A 25,495-nucleotide genomic window follows, 5' to 3' on the forward strand; every position below is an offset into this window, starting at 1 on the left:
CGGCACTTTTTTATCTGCGGTCATACTCATAGATAACATGTAATTGAAAGAGGCAGCAATTCCATGATTACATGAAATTACTGCCTTGTGGATCGGTTATTTATTTGAAATACTGTACTCCGGATTCGAAGATCTTCAGATCCTGTTCTCCGTAGATATTGATGGCTACAGACTCTCCTCTTCTTTCGGAGTGTGCCATCTTACCAAGTACACGTCCATCCGGACTGGTGATACCTTCAATTGCCATATAAGAACCGTTTACATTCCATTCTTCGTTGTTGATATCCAGTTCTCCGTCTGGTGTCACATACTGAGTTGCTACCTGACCACTCACAAACAGCTTCTGGATCCATTCTTTCGGTGCTACGAAACGTCCCTCACCGTGGGAAGCCGGATTACAATAGGTCGCTCCCGGTGTCGCCAGCTGCAGCCATGGGGACTTATTGCTTACCACCTTTGTGTATACCATCTTGGAGATATGGCGGTTGATGGTGTTAAAGGTCAGTGTCGGTGAATCTTCCCTCTGTCCCGTAATCTCGCCATATGGAACCAGGCCCAGCTTGATCAGTGCCTGGAATCCGTTACAGATACCAAGCGCAAGACCATCTCTTTCCTGTAACAGCTTGGTAACCGCTTCTTTCAGCTTCGCATTCTGAAATGCGGTAGCAAAGAACTTGGCTGATCCGTCCGGTTCATCACCTGCAGAGAATCCACCTGGGAACATGATGATCTGTGCCTGATCGATGGCTTTCTCAAAAATCTCCACAGAATCACGGATATCTTCTGCTGTCAGGTTCTTAAATACTTTTACATCTACTTCTGCACCGGCACGTTCAAACGCCTTAGTGCTGTCGTATTCACAGTTTGTTCCAGGGAATACCGGAATGAATACACGAGGTTTTGCTACTTTATGCTTGCAGACATAGATATTCTTTGTCTTATATACACCATCTTCAATAACCGCTTCTTTATCTTCTGGTTTTACGGCCATGAATACTGCTGTAGGACCGTCAGATGCTGCTTCTTCGCCCAGGAACGCAGTTCCGCCCTGTTCACCGGATACAGTCTTAAATACCTTCTCCAGTGTGCCTTTCCATGCTTCCAGAGCCTCATCCAGTGTAATCTTCACATCTTTATAAGCCAACACCGGTTTATCTGCTACTTCGCCGATTACGATTCCGCCTGCGATCAGTTTATCTGCTTCTTCTGCCGGTACTTCCGCAACCAGATCACCAAATCCCGGTGCAAACAGCGTATCTTTTTCCAGTGTGTCATTTAACTGTACGCCCAGTCCGTTACCAAATGCCATCTTGGATACTGCCAAAGCTACGCCCTTGCCATCCAGTGTATATGCAGATACAATCTTTCCTGCCTTCACATCCTCAAAGAACTTGCCATACAGATCCTTCACCTGTTCATAAACCGGCAGGTCATATGCATCTTTTTCAATCTGGAACAGAACCAGCTTATTACCTGCTTTTTTCAGTTCCGGAGAAATCATGGTCTTATCACTTGCAACATCCACTGCGAAGGATACCAGTGTCGGCGGTACGTCAATCTCATTGAAAGTACCGGACATGGAGTCTTTTCCTCCGATAGACGGAAGTCCGAATCCCAGCTGTGCTTCATAAGAACCAAGCAGTGCTGCGAACGGCTGGCTCCATCTCTTTGGATCCTCACTCATTCTGCGGAAGTATTCCTGGAAAGTCAGACGAATCTTCTTATAGTCTCCACCCCCCGCTACGATCTTGGCTACAGATTCCAGTACTGCATAAACAGCTCCATGATATGGGCTCCAGCTGGACAGATATGGATCAAATCCATAAGCCATCATGGTTACTGTATCTGTCTTACCCTTCAATACAGGAAGCTTTGCTACCATAGCCTGAGTCTCTGTCAATTGATATTTTCCACCATATGGCATCAGCACACTGCCTGCTCCGATGGAGCTGTCAAACATCTCCACCAGTCCCTTCTGGGAGCATCCGTTTAAGTCTGCCAGATCACCCAGCCATTTTTCTTTTACATCCGTTACAGACTCTTTTGCAAAATAATTGTCTTTTCCGGATGGAATCTCTACAAATACATCTGTCTCCTGGTGTGCACCATTGGTATCCAGGAATGCTCTGCTGATATTTACGATCTCTTTATCTCTCCAGATCAGTACCAGTCTCGGTGTCTCTGTCACAACCGCAACCTCTACTGCTTCCAGGTTTTCTTCATTGGCATACTTCAGGAATTCTTCCACATCTGCCGGATCTACTACAACAGCCATACGTTCCTGAGATTCAGAAATTGCGATCTCAGTTCCATCCAGGCCTGCATATTTCTTCGGTACTTTGTCCAGGTAGATCTGCAGTCCGTCTGCCAGTTCTCCGATGGCAACAGATACTCCGCCGGCACCGAAGTCGTTACATTTCTTAATCAGACGGCTGACCTCCGGTCTGCGGAACATACGCTGAATCTTTCTCTCTGTCGGTGCATTACCTTTCTGAACCTCTGCTCCGCACACTTCGATGGAACTCTCTGTATGCACTTTGGAAGATCCTGTAGCACCACCGATACCGTCACGTCCGGTACGGCCACCCAGCAGGATAATGATATCTCCAGGATCAGAAGTCAGTCTCTTCACATCTTTTCTCGGAGCTGCGCCCATAACGGCACCGATCTCCATTCTCTTTGCCACATAGTTCGGATGATAGATCTCTTTTACATATCCGGTAGCCAGGCCGATCTGGTTACCATAAGAAGAATAGCCGTGAGCGGCCTGACGAACCAGCTTCTTCTGTGGAAGCTTGCCCTTCAGGGTGTCTTTTACAGATACCGTCGGGTCTGCTGCACCGGTTACACGCATAGCCTGATATACATACGTTCTTCCTGACAATGGATCTCGAATAGCTCCTCCCAGACAGGTAGCAGCTCCACCAAATGGTTCAATCTCCGTCGGATGGTTGTGTGTCTCGTTCTTAAAGTTCACCAGCCATTCTTCTACTTCTCCGTCAATCTCTACCGGAACTACAATACTGCATGCATTGATCTCATCGGATTCTTCCTGGTCATCCAGCATGCCTTCTTTTTTCAGTTTTCGCATTGCCATCAGAGCCAGATCCATCAGGCAGACAAACTTATCATCTCTTCCCTTAAAGATCTCGGCACGGTCTGCCAGATATTTTTCATAGGTACCAACAATTGGCTTCTTATAATCCCCTTCGCCAAATTCCACATTCTTTAATTCAGTGGAGAATGTGGTATGACGGCAGTGATCGGACCAGTAGGTATCCAGCACACGGATCTCTGTCATACTTGGATCTCTCTTCTCTTCCCCTGCGAAATAATGCTGAATATGCTGAAAATCTTTAAATGTCATTGCCAGATTCAGAGAATCATAGAGCTCTTTTAATGCCTCTTCTGTCATCTCTGTGAATCCGTCAAAGATCATAACATCCTTCGGCTCATCAAATACCGTAACAAGAGTGTCCGGCTTCTTCATGTCTGTCTCTCTTGAGTCCACCGGGTTAATGCAGTAGCTCTTAATTGCTGCAAATTCATCATCTGTGATGTTTCCCTCAATCACATAAGTGGTTGCTGAACGAATCACCGGATCTTCCTCTTCATTTAGGAACTTCACACACTGTACAGCAGAGTCCGCTCTCTGGTCAAACTGTCCCGGAAGATATTCGACAGAAAAAGTACGGTTCTTTGATCCCATCTCAAAAGTTTCGCGATACAGCTGGTCTACTGGTGGCTCTGAAAAAACTGTCTTACATGCTGCTTCAAATACCTCATCTGAAATATTTTCCACATCATAGCGAATCAGCACTCTGACCCCCGTCATATTGTTGATTCCAAGATAACTTCGGATTTCATGCTTTAATTCCTTTGCCTGCACTGCATATGCCGGTTTCTTTTCCACATAAACTCTTCTTACGTTACTCATAAGCTCCTCCATGTTGTTTATTTGACTATGAGAAACACGCTTGCGAGCTTCTCATGTTCCCTATATTCAAGAATGCCTCGGCATTCTTGCTGCGAGATGCGCGTCATGCAATGCATCACATACTTCTTCTGCGCATCTCTGCAATCCTGCCGGAGGCTATATCAGATGGGAGATTGGCTCCCACCACTGATACTGATTTGTTGCTCGCCACCTGCAGAGGTGGGAGTCATTTCACATCTGATATCACAGCCGCTGGTTACTCTGCAAGAAATGCCATATAGCACTTCTTAGCTTCATAAACATCTGCTTTGCTGACAATCTCCCATGGTGCATGCATACTCATAACAGCCACACCACAGTCAATTACCTGCATTCCATATAAAGCAAGGATATAGGCGATTGTTCCGCCTCCGCCAATGTCGACTTTTCCAAGTTCTGCAGTCTGGAATGCCACATTATGTTTTTCCAGAATCTTTCTCAGTTCTGCCATGTATTCCGCATTGGCATCATTGGAACCGGATTTTCCTCTGGATCCTGTATATTTGTTAAATACAATTCCTTTTGCAAAATATGCTGCATTTTTCTTTTCAAACACAGATGCATATTCCGGATCGTAAGCAGCACTGACATCAGATGATAACATCTTGGAATTTGCCAGGGTTCTTCTCAGAGTAAGATCGGAATATTCACCCATGCAGTTCAGCAACTCTGCTACGGTATTTTCAAAGAATCTGGACTGCATACCGGTTGCTCCTACGCTTCCGATCTCTTCTTTATCTACCAGAATACAGCATGCGGTACGTTTTACCTTCCTGGTATCCAGAATGGCTTCCAGGGAAGTATAGGCGCATACTCTGTCATCCTGTCCGTATGCAAGAATCATACTGCGGTCCAGTCCGCATTCTCTTGCCTTTCCTGCCGGAACTACTTCCAGTTCTGCGGAGAGGAAATCCTCTTCTTCGATATCATATTTTTCTTTTAACATATTTAAGACATTTTTCTTAACAGCATCTTTTTCTTCATCCTTCAGAGGCATATTGCCAATCAGAAGATTCAGGGCTTCTCCTTCTACTACTTTGGCGCCATTCTTTTCCATCTGTTCTCCGGAAAGGTGAATCAACAGATCAGAAATGCAGAATACCGGATCATCTTCTTCCTCTCCGATATTGATTTCTACCACACTGCCGTCCTTTTTGGCTACTACACCATGAAGCGCCAGCGGAATCGTTACCCACTGATATTTCTTGATACCACCATAGTAATGGGTATCCAGATAAGCAAGCTCTGTATCTTCGTACAGAGGATTCTGCTTCAGATCCAGACGCGGAGAATCAATGTGGGCACCCAGGATATTCATTCCTTTTTCCATGTCTTTGCTTCCAATGACAAACAGGGCAATAGCTTTTTCCATAAATACATCGTAAACACGGTCTCCCGCCTGAAGCTTTTCGCCTGAACGGATCACTTCCTTCAGATCCTTAAAACCTTCTTTTTTCGCCTGCTTCACTGCTGCCTTTACGCATTCTCTTTCTGTCTTTCCGTGATCCAGGAAATGGCGGTAATTCTTATTCAGCTTCTCCAGCTCTGCCAGTTCCTTCTTTCCGTAATTTGTCCATACATTTTTTCTTTCCATAATGTTCACATCTCCAATATCTGTTTATTATTGTAACTGTTCAGTACCTTCACAGATACTTATTATTTGTGAATCAGTCCGAACTTGCTGAACGGATAGATTCTAATAAATGCTTTTCCAAGGATTCTGCTTCGTGGTACCGGTCCGATCACGCGGCTGTCGCTGCTGTGATTCCGGTTATCCCCCATACACCAGTATTCGTCCTCTCCCAGTGTAATCTCCTGTGCAGCCAGTCCCGGATCCTGAATCACTTCTTTTCCATAATGTTCATCCAGGATTTCTCCATTGATGTAAATATTTCCCTCTTCATCGATACGAACTGTTTCTCCAGGCAGACCGATAATACGCTTAATCCAGCGTTTATCCTTCTGTTCATCCGGGTAAATTACCACGATATCAAACCTCTCGGGATCCGAAAAACGATAGGAGAGCTTATCGCAGATCAGATTGTCCCGATCCTGCAATGTATCCTCCATAGAATGTCCGTCTACCTGTACTCTCTGTCCCACAAAGGTGACAATAAACAGCGCTGCCAGTATTGCAATTGCAAAGCAGCCAATCCAGCTTAGTATCTCTTTTTTCATCTGTCTCTCCTTTTTATCATTTCTGGCTGTCACAGACTCCCTGCTGCTGTAAACAGAATGGAACTGATATTTACCGCCATATGCAAAGCAATCGGTGCCATCAGAGTCCCTTCTTTTTCATATACTGCCAGAAGCAACAGTCCCATAGGAAATGCAAATAGTATCTGTAGTGGATTCCCATGATATACCGCAAATATTCCGGCAGCCAGAATCATAGACAACCATTCATTATTATAAGCCTTTAATCGATTATAGACAAGACCTCTGAATAAGACTTCTTCCATTATCGGTACAATGATTCCAATTCCGACCAACTGCACTGCAAAGCTGCTGCCAAACAATGCTTCCTGCGCATCATTGGAAAATCCTGCCCTGCAGTTAATCAGATTCAGCAAAATGGAACACACTGCATTAGCACCAATTCCAAGCAGAACAATTTCAGCTGTTTTTCTGATGGCAAGTGTCTTTCTCTTTTTCTGAAAGCATCCGTCTTTTTTCATCATATAGCAGAAAAACGGCAGAACCATCACGGCGGCCATAGTTGTGAGAAAGGCTGCATCTGCATGCAGCCCCATCATCTGTACTATGTTGATTGCAATGAAATGAATCAGGACCGGTTCTAATATCTTAGCCCAAATCTGCATCATTTCCATCATAATCAGGATCTCCCGAAATAGAGATCGATGCCATCCGCAATGCCTTCTGCCATTTTCTGCTGATTTGTATCTTCTGCCATGTAGGTATCATCCTCTGTGTTGGACATAAATCCCATCTCCAGCACAATCACCGGAATCTTACTCCAGTTGATCTGTGCGCGGCTGTCTATATTATACAATCCTTTATCTGTCAGGCCCGTCTTGTCGCAATAGGCCTGCAGCACAATGTCTCCCAGTGCATTACTCTTTTTTACCAAATCTGTATCTGTGATGTACGGATTCTCATAAGAAGGTGCCTGTGCACACGCTCCTCTTTCACTGCTGTCATCTCCTCCATTGGCATGGAGGCTGATCAGTATCTGTGCATCGGATGCATTTACCAGTTCCGCTCTTTCTACTTCACTGAGTTGTGTATCCGCATCTTCTCTGGTCATAAATACCTCATATCCACGTTCTTCCAGGATATCTTTCAGTTTTGTGGCAACTTCAAGATTCAGTTCATTTTCTTCCAGTCCGGTAGCTGTTCCACTGATTCCTTCACTGAATCCCTTTATCATGGTCTCAGAACCCGGTCCTACCGGTTCCTCTTCTGTCAGGTCTGCATCTGCGCCCTGGTGAGAAGCATCGATTGCTACCATGATCTTCTCTGTCTGACTTTCTGCATTCTCAGTCTGTTCTTCCTCAGATACCGCTTCTGTCTCAGACTGTGTCTCTGTTTCTGTTTCTGTCTCTGTTTCTGCTTCAGATACTTCTTCTGTTGTCTCCTCCATCTGAGACTCTGTCACAGCTTCTGTATCTGCCACAGTTTCATTGTCTGATTCCACGTTTCCTTCTATATCTGTCTCCGTCTCTGCTTCAAGTGCTTCTCTGACTGCCTTTTCAATATAAGCCGCCTTTTGCTCATCCTCTGACAGCATGGCATCTGCTGTCACTGCACCGGACAGTCCCACTGCCAGCGCTGTAAGAAATGCTGCAAATTTTTTCTTTTTCATTCTTTCTTCTGACTCCTGTTTAAATTGCATTCGGTACTTCAACTGTCGTTACTGTGCAATTACCATCTACGTATTTGAAATAGAATTTTGCTTCTTTGACTGCTGAATGTGCAGTATCTTTCGCTGCCTGTTCAGATTCGGTCTCTGTTTCACTTTCTGTTTCCGTCTCAGTCTCTGCTTCTGCATCATCTGCCGGTTCGTAAGCACACTTATAGGAAATAGTCATCTCCATTCCAATATAACTGTCTTCTCCCTTGCCTGGATAATACACATCACCGAACGTAGGCTTAAATTCACTGAATGTGATGCTCTTTACCTTCAGATTGCCATTCTGGAACATATTATCATGAATTGCCTTATACAGATTGTCCTTATTGGCAGCCTGCGCAAATAAAGAACTCAGGGACGATGCACCCTTTTCCTGCATAGCAGCTGTAAAGAGCTCGTTGATCATGGTCTTAGCCAGTTCTGTCATCTGTGTCTGTGCATTCTCACCAACTACAAGCTGGTCTCGTACATCTACCACACCGGCTGATGTATCCAGAGCTGCCTCATAGGAATCAAATGGAAGTCCGTTTACCTGAATCTTACTGTCCTGTGCCTTTACACCTGTCAGTGCATAGCATACTGCACCCGGTGAAAGATTCTCATCTTCCTTAATCTGAGAACTGTCAGGAGCAACACCATTTACCAGAACCTGAGATCCTGCCGGAGCAATGATTTCCAGATCTGCAGTCTTTTCTGCTGCCGCTCCGTCAATTCCCCACTGTTCAAACAATCCATATCTCTTTTCACTCTGCTGAAGCATATTGATGGTCTTGGTTACTTCCTTGCCATCTGCTGTGTAAGTAAACTGATATTCCTGCACAAACTGGTTATCATTGTTCAGAGAACGTGCTCCTGTCTGCACCTGATAATCCTTTACACCGATTACATCTTCCACATAACGTTTTGCAACATTCAGTGGATTACCGTTTTTCGTTCCGTTAATGACAAAGGTAACGGCTGCTGCCACAATGATCACGCCAATAATCCAGGCTGTCAGCAGATGATTCCTTTTCTTTCTCTGTCTCCATTTATATTGCTGATTTTCTTTTTCTGCCATAGTATGTACCCTCCTAATATCTCTGGTCTTCCAGATTCATAATGACTTCCAGGTTTGCCCATTCGTAGTCATTTAATAAAGCATCCACGTTGTCATAGCGTGGTACATACCATGTCTTTGTTGCAAAATAGTCAATCCATTTCTGGGTTGTAAAGATTCTGCCGTGACGGGCAAAAATCTCATTTCTCAGTTTCGCCAGATCCTCCGAAGACCAGTCACTGATCTCATCTTCTGAAATATAACGTGAATCAATATCATACATCATGTAGCTGTCATCGTATGCTGAAGGATTGCTGCCTGATGATCCGCCTGAACTGCTTCCGTCATCGATATTGATACCATCGGAGGATCCGCTGCCGGAAGAACTTCCTCCTGACGAATTACTTCCTGATGTACTTCCACCTGATGTACTGCCGGAAGAACTGCTTCCTGAGCCTGAGCTGTGATAGCCATCGCCATCCCAGTAGCCACCCTGTCCGTCATAATAAGCACCGTCTGCAGAATAATATCCGCCCCAGCGGTCATGATAGAGTCCACGGTCATCATAATAACCGCCTTCGCTCTCATTATAGAACTTACCGTCTGAACTGTAATAATCACTGGATGAAAAATCTGTGGATGCTCCGTCTTCTGAAGCAGAGCCGCTTCCTGATGTGCTGCTATCCTGAGACGAAGCATCCGTTACCGTTCCTTCATCTCCAGCCGTATTCTCACCGGACTGTTCGGATTCTGTTGTACTGTCAGACTTTTTCGTATCTTTTTTTGTTGTATCTGACTTTGGCTTTACCGTAAATGAGTCTTTGGTAGCCGCAAATTTTTCTACTGTAAGTGGCTGTTCTGTTTCTTTTTCATTTACTGCCACTTCACTTCCCTGCTCCGTATTGTTGCTGCGATCTATCAGTGATAATCCGGTCTGTGTCACAAAGGCACTGCCGCCTGCTGCCAGTACTGTCGCACCTGCAACCGCAAGGATTGTAGTTAATTTCCTCTTATTAGACATTTTTCCTCACCTCTTGGTAAGGATCATAACACATCATTTTTGAATTGTCCATCAGTTATGCCGTTTTGACTTTAAGAAAATTGCCCACAATGCCGTAATTACAGCTATTCCGGCAAGAATTTTCCTGTTTTTCCCTTCTGTGCTTTTCCGTCTGCCGTAAGACAGGATTCCTGCTTTTCTTTCGGACTGCGCTGCAACATTTTCTCCCTGCCTGCTCATGGAATTTGTCACTTTCTGACCAGTTTCCTGTTGTATCTTCATACTTCCTGCAAGTGATGGTGCTTCCATCTGATCATTCAGCCAGAAATACTGATCCCCTGTATCTGTCTTATTTCCTGCTCTGTCCTGTGCAGCAACACGGATCCTCTGCCACTTTTCTGCTTTCTTCAACGAAATTGTCTGTTCTTCCCGATTATTCTTATGTATCACTTCTCCATTGAGCCACACCGTCACTTCCTGCAGTGCCAGATTATCTCTGCACTCCAGTTGTACCTCTTTTGCCGATTCCCGGTAAATACCATTTTCTTCCATGCCACACAGAAGAATTTCCGGCCCACTCCGGTCTACCGCAAATTCTATTTTCTGTTTTCGCATTCGATTATCACTGGCATTCTCTGCCTTGTCTTCGCTGGAACAGATCAAATAATACATTCCTTCTTCTTCAAAGCAGCCAGATGATATCGTATAGCAATATTCCTTCCAGCTCTGGTCGTCCCCGGATTTTCTCACAGTATAGTCTCTGTCTTTTACAAGTTTCCTTGTTTCCCCTTCATGTCCCAGCAAGATTTCAGATTCTGTCAGATGATCTACATTCACCTCATACACTTTCATATCTGTGGAATCTGGCAGATAATAATGACTGATCCGTTTCTGTGTCTGCTGATCCAGATAATATACCGATCCAAATCGGTTTACAGAAAAACTGATTTCTCTGTTACTGCGATTTCCTGCCAGATCCTGCGTCTCTGCCCGTAATGTATATACATCATCCCATGATCTTTCTTCCGGCAGGTTCTTCATCTGAAATCTGGCTGTTCCATCTGTGGATTCCAATTTCTCCCACTGTATTTGACGATCTCCTCCCTGAAAACCGGTCAGAATCAGGCTGATCTGTGTGGTATCCAGATTTGCATCCCGTATGATACATACCGGCTCTATCTGGTGACGATTGGCACTTCCGGATATTACATTTTCAAATTGTATATCTGGCACAGTATAATCCACCACAATTTCTCCGGTAGATTGAAATCTCACATTTCCCACGTAGTCTTCCAGTCTGCACCATACTTTGCAGACACCTTCACAATCCAGAACCAGCTCTTTTCCTTCACTCCATTTATCTTCCTGAAGACTGTAGAGTTCTTCTCCTGTCAGTTCCCGTTCCTCATCATAGGCCGCATAAAGTTCTGCTTTTTTCACTCCGCTTCCACTGTCGCTGATATGCGTACAGGAAACAGTTGTTTCACAATTTCGATAATATCTTTCTTCGGAAGAAACTTCCTTTCCGTCCAGTGCCCAGTCAGATTCCGGGGCACTCCCATCCACATGCCATGTGATGCTCCGTACCTGTGATTCTGCCAGAATTTCTCCCTGACTGCTCCTTTGCGTAAGCGTAAATTCTGCTGTTCCATCTCCATAAATCTTTCCAATCTGTGTACCATCCGTAAAACCGTTTCCATCTACAGGTACAACCCTCAGCATTTCATCCTTCCGAATCCACAGCTTTCCGTCTTCCCCCTGCCAGAGCGCTTTTTCATCCTGGCATTGTATTTTATAATCCAGAGTTCCCATTACAGCGGGAGCAGAAAGGATCACATCTCCACCTGAAACAGCATGGCTTTCTTCTATATTAAAAATGTAATTCGCAGTCGGATTGCCGGAGATCGTTCCATCTTTTTTTCTTTTGGGCACAATCGCATTTACGTAGCAAATCTCCTTTCCGTTTTGATACATCGGACTGGTCTTCTGCAATACGTCCTCATCAATCTCCAGTTCCGGAAAAACAAACCCTTCCGGTACGCTTCCATTCTTACAGTCCTCTTCCAGGAAACCACTCACTATCATATGTTCTTCCTGATCAAACACCAGATTCGAAATCTGGTTCTCTGAATAATAAGGTTTTTTTGCATTACTGATTGTAATTTGCAAAGGTCTTGGCAAAATTGTTACCGTTAACGGCTCTTGCACATCTTCTTCTATTACATACTCTTCACTTCCTGTTCCTTCCAGTGTAATTGCGGTCTCCACAGGCCAGATTCCAACATCTTTCTCCTTTGCCGTTCCGATTATGGTCAGTCCCATTCCTTCTGGCAATCCGATAACTTCTGCCTCTACTTCTACATCTGCGGTCCCGTCATAATATCTGCTTTCTTCCACCAAATGTATATTTGACACCCTGATTTTCTTCTCGCCAGCTTCTGATTCTGTTTCTTCCTCCTGTTGTTCTTCTGTCTGCTGCCCGTTTCCATGCATTCCTGTTATTCCGTCTGATTCATCTCCCGCAGCATCTTTCCAGCCTGAATTATCAACCCATCCATTATCCGTTGCTTCATTATCCCACCACTCCAGCTTCCCATATTCTGTATCATCTGTTGATTCAGATCCGTATTCTTCCTTTTCCTCATTCTTCCCTGTTTCACTTTCTGCATCTTTTCCACTGTTCTCTGTTCCCCACCACTCGTCATAATCCCATTCACCTTCAGTCTGTCCATAGTCCTCTGATTCCTGTCCGTCCACTTCCTCCGACCATCCGGGCCAGATCATCTGTGTCGTTTCCATTCCATCAGCCACAATTCCCAGCACTGCCCACATTCCAAGTGCTGCCAATGGTTCTAATTTTCTCATGCTCTTTTCCTTCTTTCCGATCCTTCGATATTCTCACATCTGATACACTCGCCGCATCATCTCCCGCACTTCTTGTTCATCAGCCAGTAATCTGTCTTTTATTTCCTGCATCCGCCTGTGCTGTTCAGGCACCTGTTCCAGTTCACTGTTCATCTTCTCCAGAAGTTCTTCTTCCTCTTTTTGTCCGATTCCGGTCTCTTTCAGTTCCACCATATAGTGCTTCCAGACTGCCAGTGTTTCTTTCCAGAGCATAAGCCTCGTCATGCCTATCTGATCTCCCTGTTTTTCCAACATTTGTTTCTGATCTTCCCAGTATAAGAGGAACAATCCGTCATTTTCTCCTGTTTCGTCGTATTTTTTCCATTTTTCCCGGTTCTGTCCAAGTTTCCCATACAGTATACTTTTTTCATATAATTCAGTGTCACCACAGACTTCCTCCGGTATCTTCGTTACCTTTTGAAACCACTGCGCCGCATCCTTTTTTCCCCGGATACTCTGATCATAATACCAGCAGGTAATACCTGATTCATACGCTACTTTCTGATACTCTTCCGGATTCTTTTGCAAAATCTGTTCCAGATTCTCCCGCCATCCTTCTGGTATTTCTTTCCATATTTTTCGGTACTCCCGTGCTTCCTCCTCATCCAGCAGGGCATCTTCCTGAAATGTATACAGTAATTCCAGATAACCTTCTGCCCGTTCCGGATAAGCCAGGATTAGTTTTTTTAATGTCTCCTGTTTTTTTCTTCCATTTAACAGTCTGGCATCCGCCAGTTCACTCTCATATTGATCTCTTATCCAGTTCTGTCGAATCTGTTCACTGCCAAGTGCCCCAGCTTTTATCAATATTCCTACTGTCACCAGAAAGAGACCGATCTGTATGCGTTTCTGGTTCTGTATCAATCTCAGAGTGTTGCGTATTATTTTCCTTTTTTTCTTTTCGCTTCCTTTTTTGACTTCATCATCTGATCTGCCAATTTTCGCATTTTACGGCTCTGGCAGTATTCTCCCAGAATCTCCATCAGTTTACCAAAACTGTAATCGTCCTCTGTCTCATCCTGAAAAAGCTCTCCCCTTCTGTATTCCGGTGTTCCGATACGTTTTCCTCTGCTGCCGCTTCGGATCAGAGATCCCATATCCACCAAAATAATACGTTCCTTCTGCACAATCAGATTATCCGGCTTCAAATCCCCGTAAAATACCGGTGGATCCTGGCTGTGAAGCCAGGTAAGTACATGTTCAATCTGTATACACCAGGAGGCAGCCTTCTGTACAGACAGTCTCCGTCCCTTTTTCATATATTCTGCAAGCGTCTCTCCTTCGATATATTCCGTCACAATCCACACCATCTCTTCATTTTCCAGAATATCCACAATCTCAGGAAGACCTGAGCACCTCAGTGTTTTCCACACCTCAATACTCTCTCTTGAAAAACAGAGACCTTCTTTATTCAGTTCTTTTACTGCATAAAATCGAAACAATTTTTCATGAAACGCCAGATACACACTGCCTTCACTTCCTTTTCCGAGGAAACGCAGTATCTTGTATCTGCCATCCAGCCAGGTTCCAGGTTCCAGATTGCCCCCTCCTTCCAGTGCATAAAATATGATATCTGTTCAGTACCTTCACAGATACGAAGCCAAAATTCAATAAAATCGCCTTTGGCGATGGAATTTTGGCATGCAGCCTTCTGGATTTTGGCATATGCATGCTAAAACACCTCGCGGGACAGTGGGTTCTGAACAGTTACAAAATATGTTCTTTTGTAGTTCTTCATAGTAGGAATCATTGGCGAACGCCATGATAAAATTCTCAGATTTGAATTGATATTATTGTAGTCCATGTAGATGGATTTGTCCATTAGGAATGTTGCACAAATTTTTAGCATGGCAACATATGATTTAAGCTTTGTATTATTATATATAGTATTAAAATCCGCAAAATCAGTATGACTGTCGACATAATGGCAGCTGTGTTTTCGTGATGACGCAGCGTGCGAACTGTACCTGCGCAGCTGTCTGAGCCGCTTTATGCGGCGAATTTCGCGAAGCAGGTACTAATCGGTGCACACGAGTCATAGAAAACACGCGTATTATGCGACAGTCATACTATTTTGCGGATCTATTAAAAAATTACTCTCTCTTTTTACATTCTCTCCGGTGCATCGAATCCCAGCACTCCGATACAGCTTTCCAGTACGTCTCTGCACAGTACCAGTAATCTGATCCAGGATGCTTTCTGCTGTTCATCTTCTTCGGATAAGATCTTTGTTTCATGGTAGAAACGGTTGAATGCATTTGCCAAGTCGTAGATGTAGGAGCAGATCTTGTGTGGTGCCATTTCTTCGAAAGCATTTTCCATCACACTGTTGAACTTGCCTGCTTCCAGCATCAGTGCTTTTTCGCTGGCATTTGCCGGTACACCGATCTGTCCGCTGCTGATATCATTGCCTGCTGCCTGATATTTGTTCAGGATGGACTTGATACGTACGATGGTGTACAGAATATATGGGCCTGTGTTTCCTTCAAAAGAAGTGAAACGGTCGATATCAAATACATAATCCTTGGAAGCCTGATTGGACAGGTCACCATATTTGATGGCTGCCAGCCCTACGATTCTTGCAGTCTCTTTTGCTTCTTCCGGATCAATCTCATGGTTGTCCATGATCTTGCGGTACATCTCTTCATTGATCTCACTGATCAGATTCTCCAGACGCATGACTCCACCGTCACGTGTCTTAAACGGCTTGCCGTCTTTTCCATTCATCGTACCGAATCCCAGCCAGGATAATCTGGTATCATCCTTTACCAGTCCGGTCTTTCTTGCGCAGCGGAATACCTGAATAAAGTGCATCTCCTGACGCTTATCTGTTACGTACTGGATCTGATCCGGCTGGTACAGCTTCATACGTTCTACAATGGTCGCAAGGTCTGTTGTCGCATACAGAGATGCTCCGTCAGATTTTACAATGATGCATGGCGGTACTTCCTTGGTATCTGTCTCTTCTTTCACGTCTACCACATAAGCGCCCTGATCTTCATGGGCAAAGCCGTCATCTTTCATCTTCTGTACCATGTCAGGGATATATGGCTGTGCATCAGACTCACCCTTCCACAAATCAAAGGATACATCCAGCTTGCCATAGTTCTTCTTCAGGTCGGTCACAGATACCTTCATGATATGATTCCACAATGCACGGTATCCCGGTTTGCCAATCTGAAGCTGCTTCGTTGCTTCCAATGCTTCTTCTTTATAGCTTTCATCTTCTTTGGACTTCTTGCTGGCAGTCGGATAGATCTCTTCCAGATCGCTGATGGTAAATGGTGCTTCTTCCGGATATTCTCCGGTATAATCATCCTGGAAATAAACAAGGTCTGGCTGACGCTTCTGTAATTCGGTAATAATCAGTCCCATCTGCAGACCCCAGTCTCCCAGATGTACATCACCGATGACTTCATGTCCCATGAAACGTCCCATTCTCTTTAAGCTCTCACCAATAATCGCAGAACGTAAATGTCCCACATGAAGCGGCTTTGCCACATTGGCTCCGCCGTAATCAATCACAATCTTCTTCGGCTCTTTTGCCTTTTCTACGGACAGATCCCTGTCTGCCTGCATCTTCCGGAGATAGTCTGCCAGAAATGCTCCGGAAACCTTCATATTAATAAATCCCGGATTTACTGCGGTCACTTCTTCAAACATGGTGCTTTCTGACAGATTCGCTACCACATCATTGGCAATCATAATCGGTGCTTTTTTATATTGTTTTGCAGCAGCCATGGCTCCGTTACACTGGTATTCACATAAATCCGGACGGTTGGACAGTGATACTCTGGCAAGGGAAGCATCGTATCCGGCCTTTTCAAATGCCGGAACCAGCTCCTGTGCAATCAGATCTAACAGTTTTTTCATCTTAAACTTCCTCACTTCTCTTTAACTCTGATATTTCATTATACCGATAAATACCATGGTTTTCAATAGGTGTTTTATAAATGAAAGCGAAGTACATTCCAGGAAGCTTTTTTCAGTACGGTCTCTGCCTTTCCGTTTTCCATCCGGATATCTGTCAGGCTCTGTGGACGTACTCTTTCTTCAGATGCGGTATTCTCTTCTTTTAATCCAAATCCTGCCAGTTCCAGTTTCTCCATCGGCACACATTTTTCAAAGCTGCGCAGATCCAGTTCCAGACGACAGTCTTCTTCCAGATTCCGATTAACCGCAAACACAGTCAGGGTCTCTTCTTCCTGATTCCATACTGCCGTGCTGACCAGATCACTGACTTCACCGTGTGTGGATGTCTCATGCACCGGTGCATCTGCTGCTGTTCCCAGCACCATGCCTCTTCCGTAGCGGGATGCATGATAAAATGGATAAAAAATGGTCTGGCGCCATGCACCGCCGTCTCTTTCTGTCATAATCGGTGCAATCACATTCACCAGCTGTGCCAGGCAGGCAATCTTAATACGGTCTGCATGTTTCAGCAGTGTAATCATCATCAGCCCTGCCATGAGTGCATCCTCAAAATCATACTGATCTTCCAGAAGTGCCGGTGCTTTCTGCCACGGATGATTCTGGGTGATATCTTCTTCTTCGGATTTGGAATGGAACCAGACATTCCATTCATCAAAACTCAGATGCAGCGTCTTTTTGCTACGTTTTTTCGCTTTTACAAAGTCACAGGCCGATACAACTGTATGAATAAACTCTTCCATATCATCCGACTGCGCCAGATAATCAGAAGAATCCTGATTCAGATTGCCATAATACTGATGCAGGGAAATATAATCCACATAATCATAATTATGTTCCAGTGTGGTTGCCTCCCACTGTGGAAATGTCGGCATATCCCTGAAAGAGCTCCCGCAGGAAACCAGCTCGATGGTCGGGTCAATGAGCTTCATGGCTTTTGCAGTCTCTTCTGAAATTCTTCCATACTCATCCATAGTCTTTCTTCCGATCTGCCACGGCCCGTCCATCTCATTTCCCAGACACCACAGTTTAAAATGATATGGCTCCTCATGTCCGTGACTGCGTCTTAAGTCACTGTATTTGGTGCCGGACGGATGATTACAATATTCCAGCAGATTGCAGGCATCTGCGATTCCTCTGGTTCCCAGATTCACTGCCATCATCACATCCGCACCTGCCTTTTTCGTCCAACGTGCAAATTCATCCAGACCGAAGGTATTCGGCTCCAGTGTTCTCCAGGCAAGATCCAGGCGTGGCTGGCGGTTCTCCAGCGGTCCCACACTGTCTTCCCAGAAAAAGTTGGATACAAAATTGCCGCCCGGATAACGGATCAGCGGAATCTTCAGCTCTCTTACCAGTTCCAGCACATCCCTTCGAAATCCATCCTCATCTGCTGACGGATGTCCGGGCTGGTAAATTCCTCCATATACTGCCCTTCCCAGATGTTCAATAAAAGATCCAAACAGACGGTCATCTGTCTGTGCCACCTGATAGGCTTTGTCCACAGTCATTGTTGCAGTTCTCATACGCCCTCCTTTTTTTCTGTTTTAAGCTGGTTTACCGACTGACGGATATATGGTTTACAGTCCACATAATAAATATCGGCTTCCTCTGTATTTTTCTCTTCTTTTTTTAACATATCAAGTATGATCTCACTGGCACGGTACCCGATGTCATGTAACGGCAGTCCCATGGTGGTCAGCGGCGGTTTTTCGTATCCCGCCATCTCACGGTTATCATAACCTGCCACCGCAATATCTCTGCCCACTTTCAGTTTCCGTTCATCCAGCCGGTCATAGGCACCGCCTGCCATAAAGTCATTCATACAGAAAATGGCAGTTACATTTTTCTCAATCAGATAGTCTGTATTACGGTAGCCGCTCTCTCTTTCCCAGTCTCCATAGACTACCAGATCTGGATCATACAGCACATTTCCCTCAAACAGTGCCCTCTGATACCCTTCCAGACGTGATCTGGTATGCATACTGTATTTTTTTCCGGCAATGACACCGATTCTCCTGTGGCCCATGGAAATCAGGTATTTTACCAGTTCTCTGGCCCCCTGTTCATCGGACACCATCACCGATGGGATTCCCCTGTGGCTGGTATAACCATATGCCACCACCATCGGCACCGGAAGCTGTTCCGGAAACACATTAATCAAACGCTCATGCGCAGCAACATAAATGATACCCTCTACCTGTTTCGCCACCAGCTTTTGAATCTCCCGCTGTACAATATCTCCATAGCGGTCACTACGGTAATAAGTATCTTCGAATTTCTTATACAGACGGAGATTCACAAGCAGAATCTGATAATCTTCCTTCTCACAGTACTCTGTGATTCCGTCTATGATATCCGGAAGGGCAAAGACCGTCATATCCTCCGCAATGACACCGATGCAACGGCTGTTCTTAGTTTTCAGGTTTTTTGCCACAGAATTCGGTGTATAATTCATTTCTTCGATAATCTTTTGCACCCGGATTCTGGTCTCTTCACTGACCTTTCCCTTTTCGTTGATAATATTTGAAACGGTGGCCACGGATACTCCGCTGGCCTTCGCAATCTCCTTTATCGTAGGCATCCTCGCATCTCCTTACTTCTGTTTGTAAAGCGGACATTCGCAATCCGCGTTCAAAAGGCTGTACCACTCTTTGCTCAATTCCAGGTTCGATAGCTGCATAAGCAGATAACAGATACAGTGCCATTCCCGGTATCAGCAATATCAGAGAAAACGGTACCGCCAGCAGCATAAATCCTGCAAATACCAGACTCTCCGCCATAAAAATTAGGCTTCTTTTCCACTCTGCCAACGCCAGAATCCATGCATTCTGGAGAAGCTGTCTCACCGAAAGTTCCAGCATGGAAGCCTGTACAAAATACCATCCGGATACCGTCAGTGTCACAAGTATCACACCTGTTCCCACGCCAAGCAGGAGACTTTGTATGGAACTTCCTGTGAAATTGCCCGCCAGACTCATCAGATAGTAACCATAAAATCCTAAAATGCCCAAAAGCAGCCCTGCCGGAAGATGCTTCCAGAGACTGCTCTTAAATTCCTTCCAGTAATCAGAAAGGTCAAATCCATATCCATTCCGGAACATTTTTCCAAGATAGGCATTCTGCGCACACAGCGCAGCCGGAATGGTCACTACCGGGATGCAGCAGAGCAGAAACAGAAATTCAGACAGACAGAGTTTCCCTGTATAATTCCAGCACAGGTACAACACCCGCGCCGGTCCTCCCCTTGGAGTCTCTTTCTCTCTGTCATTGTTGCCGAAATACCAGTCGGCTATCTTTTTTCCATATCCGCTCATGCTTTTCCCTCTTTACTCCGTTCACTCACATTAATTCTTCATTCCGGTCAGTACGATACCTTCTACGAAACTCTTCTGTCCCAAAATATAGATCACAATACCGGGAAGGATCGTCATAAAGGTTGCCGCCAGTGCCACCGGCCAGTTGGTTCCGAACGATCCGGTAAAGTTGGTCAGTGCAATGGCAAAGGTGAACTTACTCATGCTGTTAATGTAAATAATCTGCTGCAACAGATCATTCCAGATCTGTATAAACAGCATCATGGCCACTACTACGACTGCCGGTTTGATCGCCGGCACCAGAATGGTCCACAGGATTCTCATTCTTCCCGCGCCGTCAATGGATGCTGCTTCGTCCAGTTCCATCGGAATGGTCATCAGGAACTGCCGGATCAGGAAAATGTTGAAAAATCCTCCACCGGTTAAGAACGGAAGAATCAGCGGCCAGTATGTGTCTCCCAGCCCCAATCCTTTTGTCCAGAAAATATATAACGGTATTAATGTTACCATACCCGGAAGAAGAATGGTACCTACACAGACCTTAAAAAATACATTTTTTCCACGGAAACGCAGTCTCGCAAATGCATATCCGCAGAAGATCGCTGTAATTGTGCCAAACGTCACAGCCGGAATAATAATGGTAAAGGTGTTTTTAAAATACAGCCAGTAATCAAAGGTCTCCAGTGCTTTGGAGTAGTTGGACCACAGCCATTCATGAGGAATAAGCTCCGGAGGATACTGATTGATGGTACCGGTACTCATCAGGGATGAACGGAAAATCCACCAGATCGGAAGCAGGACTGCCGCCGCAAAAATAAGAACCAGTAAGGTTGCAGCCCATCTGACTGCCATATCTCTTTTTTTGCTGATCATGGTTATTCCCCCTCTCCGAAAATGTTCTCTTTCTGGGTCTTAAACAAAATAATTGTAAAAATACCCACCAGAATGAAAAATACGACTGAATAGGCTGCTGCATACCCCAGCTTATTCTTGCGGAAGCCATACATGTAAATGACATAAGACATAAACATAGAACGTTTTGCCGGACCGCCATCGGTCAGTGCCAGTGCCGGATTGATAACCTGCAGATGGGTAATCAGCGCCGTCAGCACATTGTAGAAAATAATCGGAGAAATGCTTGGAATCGTGATATTCCAGAATCTCTGCCATGCATTTGCCCCGTCAATCTTAGCCGCTTCCTGATACACCCTCGGTACATTCTGCAAACCTGCCAGAAATATGACGATCAGATTGCCACTGGTCCATACTGCTATCATCACCAGACACAGAATAACCTGACTTGGACTGTCCAGGAATCTCTGAGGCGGCAGTCCCAGCATTCGTAATATAAAGTTGAAAAGTCCGAAATTTCCTTCATATAACCACTGCCATCCCTTAAATACTCCAATTGCCGGAAGCAGATACGGGATAAAGAAAATGGAGCGGAAAAGGGTTCGTCCTTTAATATCCATATTTAATAAAAGAGCGATAATCAGTGAATACACAATTGCTCCAACCACTGCCAGAAATGCATATCCGATGGTTGCGCGCAGAGAAGACATCAGATAAATATCTTTTGTAAAAATACGCCGAAAATTTGCCAGACCCACAAATTCCGGTGTGGTCAGACCATTCCATTCAAACAGACTCAGTACAAATACTGCAAGCGTCGGAAGATAACTGATCAGTGTAACTCCCAGGAATGCCGGGATCAGACACAGCCAGGCTGTCCGTTCTTCCTTCTTTCCGGCTCTTGATTTTACCGTCATTTTTGCTTTCTTTTTCATACCAGCACCCCTCTGAAATACGGGAATGACCTGTGCGGTGAGGCACAGGTCATCACCCTTTTTCTTTAAACAATCTTACGCATTGTTTTCTTCAAAAATCTCATTTAATTCATCCAGGTTCTCTTCAATTGCTTCCTGCATGCTCTGGTCACCTGACCATACGCCTGAGAATACAGAATCCAGTGTTGCGTTGAATTCTTCTGTTCCGTTTACGTAATACCATGCGGTAGACTTGGAGTTATCTCTTGCGTAATCTACAACTGCAGATTTGTACATATCATGTTCTGGATAGTTCGGGTTATTAATCCATTTATCTGTCTTTTCTTCATCTGTATACCAGGAATCCAGGATTGGCATCCAGGTACCGGCTTCGATCAGTGACCAGGAGTTTTCTTCCTGATAATACCATTTCAGCCATTCCATAGCTTCTTCCGGATGTTCGGTTGTGGCGAATACTACGTTCGGGCCACCGGTACAGATCGTAACTTTTTCTTTCATATAAGGCAGTACGCCTACACCATATTCAAAGTCTGCGCTAGGACCAAGGAAGGTACCGACATTCCATGCACCGTCTGTTGCCATAACCACTTTCTTGCTTCCCAATGAAGATTCCAGAGCATTTGCTGCACTGGTTACAGGTGGTGCGCAGTGATATACGTTAGACAGATCTGCGATTCTCTGTAATGCTTCTACGGTAGCTTCAGAATCAATGGTGCATTCTGTTCCGTCTTCGCTGTAGTATCCGCCTCCGTTGGACAATGCCCATACTTCCAGCTGCCATGGCAGTGTATTGATGGTGCATCCATAGATATCAATGTTATCTGCATCAAAGTCTGGATCCAGTGCATTCTTGCCGTTTACATCCAGTGTCAGCTTCTGTGCTGTCTCAACGAAGGTATCCCAGTCCCATGCATCATCTGCACTTGCAGGCGGTGTTACTTCTGAAGGATCAATACCCTGTTTTTCGCACACTTCTTTAAGCAGATCGTTGTTATACCAGAGGTTCAGTACTTCATTGGCTGCGGAGTAAGCAACCGGTGTTCCCTGATAACGGAAAGTAAGGGAATCCAGTGGCTTTGCATCACCTTCGCCGTACATACTGCTGATATCAGCCAGAAGTCCGTTCTCTGCAAACTTCAGTACACCCGCTTCGCTCATAATACCGGTATCCGGAAGTTCTCCTGCGGTAGCCATGGCATTTAACTTGGTTACATAAGTATCATGGTCGATCTTCACTACTTCTACTTCGATCTTATCCTGTTCACTGTTGAACTTGTCTGCTACTTCCTGGGTAGCTGCTGTCTCAACTTCATTTCCCCACTGTGCATAAGTGATCTTAACCTTTTCACCGTCTGCGCAGGCCGGAACTGCTACTGCTGCTGCCATAGCAACTGCCATCGTCATTGTTAATACCTGTTTCTTTTTCATTTCCCCGTCTCCTTTACATTTATAATATTTTTGTTAATATGATCCACCTTATATCAGCACCCTGTGCCATACCAGCATCTCGCCTTCCCCGCGGTTGTTCCACAGACAATATGGGATGGCAGTAAGCTGTGTAGCTTCTTTTTCAATCTCCAGCGCTCCGTATAACTGATTCCCCAGTCCTGCATTTTTAATCCTTGTCCCCGGATAAGTCAGTGCCGGAATATTACCAACCAGTCCTTCCGGTGATGGTTCTTCCTTTACCTCTTCATTAGGCTTTACGCATACCTGAGAAAGAAGTTTTCCGTTTTCTACTTCTTCCAGGCAGTACACAACCGGTCCTTTTACCAGAGCAGCTTTTCCTGCATCGGCGCGAACCTGGTCATTTGCTGCCACCCAGTGTGGATGAACATCCAGATCCAGCGTTACCGTATGCTCTCCTGCCGGAAGTACCATGGTGATGTATCCATTCTGAATCTCTGGCTTTTCTTCTTTTTCTCCTGAAAAGATCTTCCAGTTCTCAGCATATGCCGGGATACGGATCTTCAGGCTGCAGCCTTTTTCACTCTCTACATGTATGCCGACTTTTCCATCCTGCATCAGCGTGGAATCCATCTTCACTGCTGTTGTTCCACCCTTTGTCTCTGTCTGTACCTCAGATGAAATAAACTGATGAATCAGAATACTGCTGCCTTCCTGTGCATATACATATTGTCCAAGAGACGCCAGTGTTCTTGCCACATTCGGTGGACAGCAGGCAATGGAGAACCATTTCTGACGGATCGGTTTTACGTGATTCATGTAAGTATGCTGCGTACAAAACTCCGGCACCACCTCCAGTGGATTCACATAAAAGTAACGGTCACCTTCTATATTGATACCAGCCAGAACAGTGTTGTATAAAGCTCGTTCCACGCTGTCATAGTATCCTGCATCTCCTGTCACTGCTGACAGGCGCTGCCCGAACATCATCAGACCGATGGATGCACAAGTCTCGGAATAATTGGTCGCATTCGGCAGATCATAGTCGGTGGTAAACCTCTCTCTGAATCCGCTGGTTCCGATTCCTCCCGTAATGTACATCTGCCGCTGTGTCATATTCTCCCAGATGGCTTTACAAGCGCTTAAGAGTCTCTCATCTTCACATTCACCTGCCAGATCTGCCATGGCAGAACACATATACATATCTCTTACAGAATGTCCCTGTGCCTTCTTCTGTTCTACCGGTGGAATATCTGCCTGGGAATAAGCCAGGTCATAATCCTGCAGATCCGGGAAGAATTCAAAGCCTCCTCTTTCCCGTAGTTCTTCTGCCAGATAATTGGGCTGGGTTCCTCTTTCTTCAATAAAATATTTTGCAGTATCCAGATACTTCTGTTCTCCTGTCACCCGATATAACTTTACCAGTGCCAGTTCGATCTCCTGGTGTCCTGGATATCCTCTGCGCTGTCCCTCACCGCGTCCGAACACTTTTCCAATCAAGTCTGCATTCTTCTTCGCAATCTCAAGAAATGCTGTCTTGCCGGTAGCATGATAATAAGCAACTGCTGCTTCAATCATATGTCCTGCTGTGTAAAGCTCATGTCCTTCAATCAGATTCTTCCACTTTCTTTCCGGCGCATTCACTGTAAAGTAGGTATTCAGATATCCATCCGGCTCCTGTGCCCTTCCCACCAGTTCAATCACTTCATCTGCCAGCGGCTCAAACTTCCCGCCTTTTCCACCTGCAATGGTGTATGCTACAGACTCCAGCCACTTGTACAGATCGGTGTCCTGGAATACCACACCTTTTCGTGCTCCCTCCAGTTCTCCTGCCGCAATACGGAAATTCTCAATGCAATAGGTCTTATCTGCTCCTTCTAACTGGTCGTTCAGAATCTTCCACTGGTATGGAATGATCTTTTCACTGACCTGCTTCACGTAGGAGCCAAACAGACTGTCCGTAATACGGATATTCTTTAAATCGATCTGTTTTCTTTCCTGCTTCATAACTTCCTCCACGGTTTATTTCTTGTTAGTTAATCGTTTTACTTATCTATGCACTGATAGTAGCATTTTTTTCATCTCATGTAAATACCTTTTATATATTTCGTCTTATATCACAGTTTTACTTTCATTTTTTTGTGCATTTTTTATCACTTTTTCAAAACTTAATCGTTTTTCCTTTTTTGCAATTTTTGACTCTATCTGACATTTTTCCGGCACTTGACGGCAATTTGCAGTCACCTTATAATGATGATAAATGC

General features: G+C 44.9%; 18 protein-coding genes. All 18 read right to left on the reverse strand.

The window, feature by feature from the left end; genetic code table 11:
* Positions 1-100: 100 nt before the first annotated feature.
* Entirely contained in the window at positions 101-3,937 is a 3,837-nt protein-coding gene (locus tag H8716_RS03400) for a phosphoribosylformylglycinamidine synthase (RefSeq protein ID WP_249307098.1), read from the reverse strand.
* Positions 3,938-4,193: 256 nt separating this feature from the next.
* Positions 4,194-5,570, reverse strand: a complete 1,377-nt coding sequence (locus tag H8716_RS03405; protein ID WP_249307099.1) for an aminopeptidase — start codon at positions 5,568-5,570, stop codon at positions 4,194-4,196.
* Positions 5,571-5,632: 62 nt separating this feature from the next.
* The gene (gene lepB / locus H8716_RS03410) at positions 5,633-6,154 is read right to left on the reverse strand and encodes a signal peptidase I (RefSeq protein ID WP_249307100.1); all 522 of its coding nucleotides are present in this window, start codon (positions 6,152-6,154) and stop codon (positions 5,633-5,635) included.
* A gap of 29 nt (positions 6,155-6,183) precedes the next feature.
* On the reverse strand, positions 6,184-6,810 hold the full coding sequence (locus H8716_RS03415; RefSeq protein ID WP_249307101.1) for a CPBP family intramembrane glutamic endopeptidase: 627 nt from the start codon (positions 6,808-6,810) through the stop codon (positions 6,184-6,186).
* A gap of 2 nt (positions 6,811-6,812) precedes the next feature.
* Positions 6,813-7,802: an N-acetylmuramoyl-L-alanine amidase family protein gene (locus H8716_RS03420; protein WP_249307102.1), complete on the reverse strand. Its 990-nt coding sequence runs from the start codon at positions 7,800-7,802 to the stop codon at positions 6,813-6,815.
* A gap of 19 nt (positions 7,803-7,821) precedes the next feature.
* Complete coding sequence (locus H8716_RS03425) at positions 7,822-8,907, reverse strand: hypothetical protein (protein ID WP_249307103.1); 1,086 nt, start codon at positions 8,905-8,907, stop codon at positions 7,822-7,824.
* Positions 8,908-8,920: 13 nt separating this feature from the next.
* The gene (locus H8716_RS03430) at positions 8,921-9,907 is read right to left on the reverse strand and encodes a YARHG domain-containing protein (RefSeq protein ID WP_249307104.1); all 987 of its coding nucleotides are present in this window, start codon (positions 9,905-9,907) and stop codon (positions 8,921-8,923) included.
* A 51-nt stretch (positions 9,908-9,958) separates the two neighbouring features.
* Entirely contained in the window at positions 9,959-12,751 is a 2,793-nt protein-coding gene (locus H8716_RS03435; protein ID WP_249307105.1) for a hypothetical protein, read from the reverse strand.
* Between the two features lie 33 nt (positions 12,752-12,784).
* Entirely contained in the window at positions 12,785-13,654 is an 870-nt protein-coding gene (locus H8716_RS03440) for a hypothetical protein (RefSeq protein ID WP_249307106.1), read from the reverse strand.
* Positions 13,655-13,671: 17 nt separating this feature from the next.
* Positions 13,672-14,361: a serine/threonine protein kinase gene (locus tag H8716_RS03445; RefSeq protein WP_330606447.1), complete on the reverse strand. Its 690-nt coding sequence runs from the start codon at positions 14,359-14,361 to the stop codon at positions 13,672-13,674.
* 535 nt (positions 14,362-14,896) lie between these two features.
* Complete coding sequence (argS, locus tag H8716_RS03450; protein WP_249307108.1) at positions 14,897-16,663, reverse strand: arginine--tRNA ligase; 1,767 nt, start codon at positions 16,661-16,663, stop codon at positions 14,897-14,899.
* A gap of 74 nt (positions 16,664-16,737) precedes the next feature.
* The gene (arfA, locus tag H8716_RS03455; RefSeq protein ID WP_249307109.1) at positions 16,738-18,246 is read right to left on the reverse strand and encodes an arabinosylfuranosidase ArfA; all 1,509 of its coding nucleotides are present in this window, start codon (positions 18,244-18,246) and stop codon (positions 16,738-16,740) included.
* Positions 18,243-19,304: a LacI family DNA-binding transcriptional regulator gene (locus tag H8716_RS03460; RefSeq protein WP_249307110.1), complete on the reverse strand. Its 1,062-nt coding sequence runs from the start codon at positions 19,302-19,304 to the stop codon at positions 18,243-18,245. Before H8716_RS03460 ends, arfA begins: the two co-directional genes overlap by 4 nt.
* Positions 19,216-20,037, reverse strand: a complete 822-nt coding sequence (locus H8716_RS03465) for a DUF624 domain-containing protein (RefSeq protein WP_249307111.1) — start codon at positions 20,035-20,037, stop codon at positions 19,216-19,218. Before H8716_RS03465 ends, H8716_RS03460 begins: the two co-directional genes overlap by 89 nt.
* A gap of 30 nt (positions 20,038-20,067) precedes the next feature.
* The gene (locus H8716_RS03470; protein ID WP_249307112.1) at positions 20,068-20,910 is read right to left on the reverse strand and encodes a carbohydrate ABC transporter permease; all 843 of its coding nucleotides are present in this window, start codon (positions 20,908-20,910) and stop codon (positions 20,068-20,070) included.
* A 2-nt stretch (positions 20,911-20,912) separates the two neighbouring features.
* Positions 20,913-21,824, reverse strand: a complete 912-nt coding sequence (locus H8716_RS03475; RefSeq protein WP_249307113.1) for a carbohydrate ABC transporter permease — start codon at positions 21,822-21,824, stop codon at positions 20,913-20,915.
* A gap of 75 nt (positions 21,825-21,899) precedes the next feature.
* A complete protein-coding gene (locus H8716_RS03480) occupies positions 21,900-23,252 on the reverse strand; it encodes an ABC transporter substrate-binding protein (protein WP_249307114.1) in 1,353 nt (450 codons plus the stop codon).
* A gap of 48 nt (positions 23,253-23,300) precedes the next feature.
* On the reverse strand, positions 23,301-25,238 hold the full coding sequence (locus tag H8716_RS03485) for a glycoside hydrolase family 127 protein (RefSeq protein WP_249307115.1): 1,938 nt from the start codon (positions 25,236-25,238) through the stop codon (positions 23,301-23,303).
* Positions 25,239-25,495 lie beyond the last annotated feature (257 nt).

Origin of the sequence: Jingyaoa shaoxingensis (assembly GCF_014385005.1) — a bacterium.
Taxonomy (GTDB): domain Bacteria; phylum Bacillota; class Clostridia; order Lachnospirales; family Lachnospiraceae; genus Marvinbryantia; species Marvinbryantia shaoxingensis.

Bases quoted from the DNA above. Each gene is read 5' to 3' on its own strand.
- H8716_RS03400 (WP_249307098.1), bottom strand. From the start codon at position 3,937: ATGAGTAACGTAAGAAGAGTTTATGTGGAAAAGAAACCGGCATATGCA.
- H8716_RS03405 (WP_249307099.1), bottom strand. From the start codon at position 5,570: ATGGAAAGAAAAAATGTATGGACAAATTACGGAAAGAAGGAACTGGCA.
- lepB (WP_249307100.1), bottom strand. From the start codon at position 6,154: ATGAAAAAAGAGATACTAAGCTGGATTGGCTGCTTTGCAATTGCAATA.
- H8716_RS03415 (WP_249307101.1), bottom strand. From the start codon at position 6,810: ATGATGGAAATGATGCAGATTTGGGCTAAGATATTAGAACCGGTCCTG.
- H8716_RS03420 (WP_249307102.1), bottom strand. From the start codon at position 7,802: ATGAAAAAGAAAAAATTTGCAGCATTTCTTACAGCGCTGGCAGTGGGA.
- H8716_RS03425 (WP_249307103.1), bottom strand. From the start codon at position 8,907: ATGGCAGAAAAAGAAAATCAGCAATATAAATGGAGACAGAGAAAGAAA.
- H8716_RS03430 (WP_249307104.1), bottom strand. From the start codon at position 9,907: ATGTCTAATAAGAGGAAATTAACTACAATCCTTGCGGTTGCAGGTGCG.
- H8716_RS03435 (WP_249307105.1), bottom strand. From the start codon at position 12,751: ATGAGAAAATTAGAACCATTGGCAGCACTTGGAATGTGGGCAGTGCTG.
- argS (WP_249307108.1), bottom strand. From the start codon at position 16,663: ATGAAAAAACTGTTAGATCTGATTGCACAGGAGCTGGTTCCGGCATTT.
- arfA (WP_249307109.1), bottom strand. From the start codon at position 18,246: ATGAGAACTGCAACAATGACTGTGGACAAAGCCTATCAGGTGGCACAG.
- H8716_RS03460 (WP_249307110.1), bottom strand. From the start codon at position 19,304: ATGCCTACGATAAAGGAGATTGCGAAGGCCAGCGGAGTATCCGTGGCC.
- H8716_RS03465 (WP_249307111.1), bottom strand. From the start codon at position 20,037: ATGAGCGGATATGGAAAAAAGATAGCCGACTGGTATTTCGGCAACAAT.
- H8716_RS03470 (WP_249307112.1), bottom strand. From the start codon at position 20,910: ATGATCAGCAAAAAAAGAGATATGGCAGTCAGATGGGCTGCAACCTTA.
- H8716_RS03475 (WP_249307113.1), bottom strand. From the start codon at position 21,824: ATGAAAAAGAAAGCAAAAATGACGGTAAAATCAAGAGCCGGAAAGAAG.
- H8716_RS03480 (WP_249307114.1), bottom strand. From the start codon at position 23,252: ATGAAAAAGAAACAGGTATTAACAATGACGATGGCAGTTGCTATGGCA.
- H8716_RS03485 (WP_249307115.1), bottom strand. From the start codon at position 25,238: ATGAAGCAGGAAAGAAAACAGATCGATTTAAAGAATATCCGTATTACG.